The organism is Hymenobacter agri (assembly GCF_054778495.1).
Genome location: NZ_BAAGZM010000386.1, coordinates 1 through 4,134 on the forward strand (window position 1 = coordinate 1; position 4,134 = coordinate 4,134).

Annotated in this window: 4 protein-coding genes; 2 read left to right on the plus strand and 2 right to left on the minus strand. The window is 61.4% G+C overall.

Annotation, left to right across the window (positions count from 1 at the left end):
- Window positions 1-1,730: amino acid permease (locus ACYVDE_RS16210; protein WP_460502586.1), on the plus strand; the 1,730-nt coding region annotated here is incomplete at its 5' end.
- Between the two features lie 74 nt (window positions 1,731-1,804).
- Here the strand turns inward: ACYVDE_RS16210 and ACYVDE_RS16215 are convergent.
- Window positions 1,805-1,951: a hypothetical protein gene (locus tag ACYVDE_RS16215; RefSeq protein ID WP_460502587.1), complete on the minus strand. Its 147-nt coding sequence runs from the start codon at window positions 1,949-1,951 to the stop codon at window positions 1,805-1,807.
- Window positions 1,952-2,128: 177 nt separating this feature from the next.
- Window positions 2,129-2,518, minus strand: a complete 390-nt coding sequence (locus tag ACYVDE_RS16220; RefSeq protein ID WP_460502588.1) for a hypothetical protein — start codon at window positions 2,516-2,518, stop codon at window positions 2,129-2,131.
- 337 nt (window positions 2,519-2,855) lie between these two features.
- Here ACYVDE_RS16220 and ACYVDE_RS16225 point away from each other — a divergent pair.
- Window positions 2,856-4,134: DUF4011 domain-containing protein (locus ACYVDE_RS16225; protein WP_460502590.1), on the plus strand; the 1,279-nt coding region annotated here is incomplete at its 3' end.

The window sequence follows — 4,134 nt, forward strand, 5'->3', positions numbered from 1 at the left end:
CGGCCGACCACGAAGGCGCGGCCCCCGGCGGCCTGGCCCGCCACCTCACCGTGCGCGACCTCACGGCGCTGGGCATTGCGGCCATTATCGGGGCCGGCATTTTCAGCACCATCGGCAAAGCCAGCCTCGATGGCGGCCCGGCGGTGTCGCTGCTGTTCGTGTTCACGGCCATTGCCTGCGCGTTTTCGGCGCTGTGCTATGCGCAGTTTGCGGCTACCATTCCGGTTTCGGGCTCGGCTTATACCTATGCCTACGCCTCGTTTGGCGAGTTGGCGGCCTGGATTATTGGCTGGGCGCTGATTATGGAGTATGCGGTGGGCAATATTGTGGTGGCTATTTCGTGGTCCGACTACTTCACCGGGCTCCTGGATGGCATCGGGCTGCACATTCCGCTCTGGCTCACAATGGGCACCCAAACGGGCCACGCCGGCTACGAGGCCGTGCAGGCGCTGGTGCAAAGCGGCAAAACGCTGGCCGAAGCCACGGCCGCCGTATCTCCGGCCCAGCTCGACGGCTACAAGGCTTGGATGATGGCCCCGGCCCTAAGCGACTCGCTGCACCTGGTTATCGACCTGCCCGCTTTCCTCATCACGGTGGCCATTACGGCACTGGTGTATGTGGGCATCAAGGAAAGCAAAAACGCCTCTAACCTGCTGGTTTTGTTGAAGCTGATTATCGTCTTCATCGTGATTGTGGTGGGCGCGTTCTATGTGAACCCCAACAACTGGACGCCCTTCGCCCCCAACGGCGTGGGCGGCGTGCTGAAGGGCGTGTCGGCCGTGTTCTTCGCCTACATCGGCTTCGATGCCATCTCGACCACGGCCGAGGAATGCAAAAACCCGCAGCGCGATTTGCCCAAGGCCATGATGTACGCACTGATTATCTGCACGGTGCTGTATGTAATTATCACACTAGTACTCACGGGCATGGTGCCCTATACCGAGCTTGGCGTGGGCGACCCGCTGTCGTTCGTATTTGCTAAAGTGGGCTTGTCGCGCCTCTCGGGTCTGGTGGCCGTAAGTGCGGTGTTTGCCATGGCCTCAGTGCTGCTGGTATTTCAGTTGGGCCAGCCGCGCATCTGGCTGACCATGAGCCGCGACGGCTTGCTGCCCACGGTGTTTTCAAAGATTCATCCGAAGTTCCATACGCCCTCGTTCGCGACCATCGTCACGGGCTTTTTCGTGGCGGTACCGGCCCTCATTCTGAACATGGATTTGGTGGTGGATTTGACATCCATCGGCACGCTGTTCGCGTTTGCGCTGGTGTGCGGCGGCATTCTGATTATCGACCCTTACGGCAAGTCGGAAGCCCGCTTCAAGGTGCCCTACATCAACGGGCAGTGGCTCGTGCCGCTCATTCTGGCGGTGGGCGCGTGGCTGGTGGTGCGCTATAACGGGGCCAGCAACGCGGCGTTTATGGCCGACATAAGCGGGCAGCACGGCTGGCTGGAGCACGACGCGCTGAGCGGCAAAGTAACCGGCGGCTTCGCCCACCAGATTCCGACGCTGGTGTTTTTCCTGTTTTGCATCGGCCTAAGCATCCTTTCGTTCCGCAAGCGGCTCTCGCTGCTGCCCACGCTGGGCCTGCTCATCAACCTGTACCTGATGACGGAGCTGGGCATCAGCAACTGGACGCTGTTTTTCGTGTGGCTGCTCATTGGGCTGGCCGTGTATTTCGGCTACGGATATAAGAACTCGAAGCTGGGCCGCACGCCGGAGCTGGTGGGGTAGCAAAACGAAAAGCCTCAAAAGCATAAAGAAGCCCCGGCAGCTGATGCGGCTGGGGCTTCGTGGCGTTACGTTTTTCAGCCGGGCCAGTCGGTCAGCCACAAGCCGCCCGCCACCAGGGCCACGCCTACCGCTACCACTACGCTCGTCACCACACCGATGGCCACCACCCAGACCACGCCCGGCACCTTATCCATCCAGTCCTTATCCTCAAAGAAACGCATGCGGTGAAAGTAGCACATTCAGCAGCTGCGGAAGGATTGATAGCAGATTTATACTGCTCGACGGATGAGCTGACCGGGCAACGCATGGGTGTTCACTGGGAAGCGTATTCATTCTTGATGCTGAATGGCGCGTTTACTGTACGACCGTTTTGCTGAACGGAGCAGGTTTTTAAGTGGCTACAAAACAATGTACGTTTTTGAGCCTACCGTCGCGGTTATGGGAATGTAATAGGTGGTGTTGTCACCCGAAAATTGAGTGGGACTAACAGCGAGCTGAACCGTTAACCAACGCGGGTACGCTTTTTTTACAATGACAAAAAGCCCCCGCCTAAGCTCCCCTGGGGCGGGCTGATTGCTGGAATCGCGCAGATGCCGATAGAGATAGGTCGGGGCCGCCAGTTCCATAATGCGGATGTTAACCATGCCGGTTAGCGCCTGCTCAATGGTCGGCCTTGGCCGAAGGGTAGCTTGTTTGGCCGGGACGGCGCTTATCGGGGCTGGTTTGCCGGTTTGGCCCCAAGAGGCAACAGGCAGAAGCCACGTGAGCAGAAGGAGGCGCATGGCCATAGGGCGAGAGGAAAAGTGAGTACAAGTTACTCGCTACTGGCATCAAAAGAAACGCTCCTTTCGACATACACTCACCAACTACCCGATACCAAGGAATTGCAAGCCGCTGCTGCGCCCCGCGGGTTTAAGAAACTCGTCTACGATTCAACGTTTACGAAATGCGCTAAATAGATGAATTCCGTAAACGCGAAACAGGAATTCAGGACGCCAACGAAGCACCCCATATAGCTGGCCAACAGCTGCCGCAGAATCCAAACCCACAACTGCTGCTGAAGCCCCGGTTGCGGCGTAAGTTGCGGGTGGTCCTGCGCCGTCGCTTCAACTGCCCGTTTTACGTTTGAACCCACCCGATTCTTCGGCTCCCGCTCCCACTCTGGCCGCCCGCCTCGCCGCCGCGCGCCAAGAGCTGCTTGATTTGAGCCTGCGCAACCCGCTGCTCAACTACCGGCCCTCGGCCAGCCGGGGCGTGGCCGTGGTGGGCGAAAGCGCGGCTGCCGTGTACGAGCTGCTGGTGCGCCGGGGCAAAGCCATGTACTTCCAGGGCGTGGTCGATGCTCCGGCGCCGCCCACCGAAACCGAGCCGACGACCCGCCTCCCCGACAACACGCTGCAAACCACTGAGCCTGCGGCCCGCCTCGAACGCCGCCTGCTGAACACCTACTACACCGCCCGCACCAGCCTGGAGGAGCAAGGCGTAAACATCCTCTTTCTGGCTTTGGGTATGCTGACCTGGTACGAGGCCGACAGCAGCGCCGAGCCCCGGCAGGCCCCGCTGGTGCTGGTGCCGGTGGTGCTGGAGCGCGGCACGGCCACCGAGCCGTTCCGGCTGCGCTACTCCGGCGCTGAGGTCGAAAGCAACAGCTCGCTGCAAGCCCGGCTGCGGGCCAGCTTCGGGATGGAGCTGCCGCTGCCGGAACTGGATGAGGAGGCTTCTCTGGCCAGCTATTTTGCGGCGACAGCTGCTGCAATAGCCGGCTTGCCGCGCTGGCACGTCGCGACGGATGATATCGCGCTGGGCTTTTTCTCGTTTGGCAAACTCCTGCTCTACCGCGACCTCGACCCGGCCAGCTGGCCCGCCGGCCACGGCCTGCTCGAGCATCCCGCCATGCAGGCCCTGCTGGGTGCGGAAACCGGTTTTCAGGACGCGCCGCCTACCCTGGCCGACGACGCTTTTCTCGACACCGACAGCCCGGCCACCGAGCTGCACCAAGTGCTCGACGCCGACTCGTCGCAGCTACTGGCGCTGCTGGCCGTGCGCGAGGGCCGCAACCTGATTATCCAAGGCCCGCCCGGCACGGGTAAGTCGCAAACTATTGCCAACCTGCTGGCCGAGGCCATCGGGGTGGGCAAAAAAGTGTTGTTCGTGGCCGAGAAGATGGCCGCGCTCGAAGTGGTGAAGCGCCGCCTCGACGCGCTGGGCCTGGGTGCAGCCTGCCTGGAGCTGCACAGCCACAAAACCAACAAAAAGGTCCTGCTCGACGAACTGCGCCATACGCTCAGCCTGGGCCGCCCCGCCCCCGCCACTGCCGTAGCCGACCAGCTGGCTCAACTCCCCCGCTACCGCCAGGCCCTGAACGACTACGCCCACGCCGTGAACTCGCCGCTGGGCCGCAGTC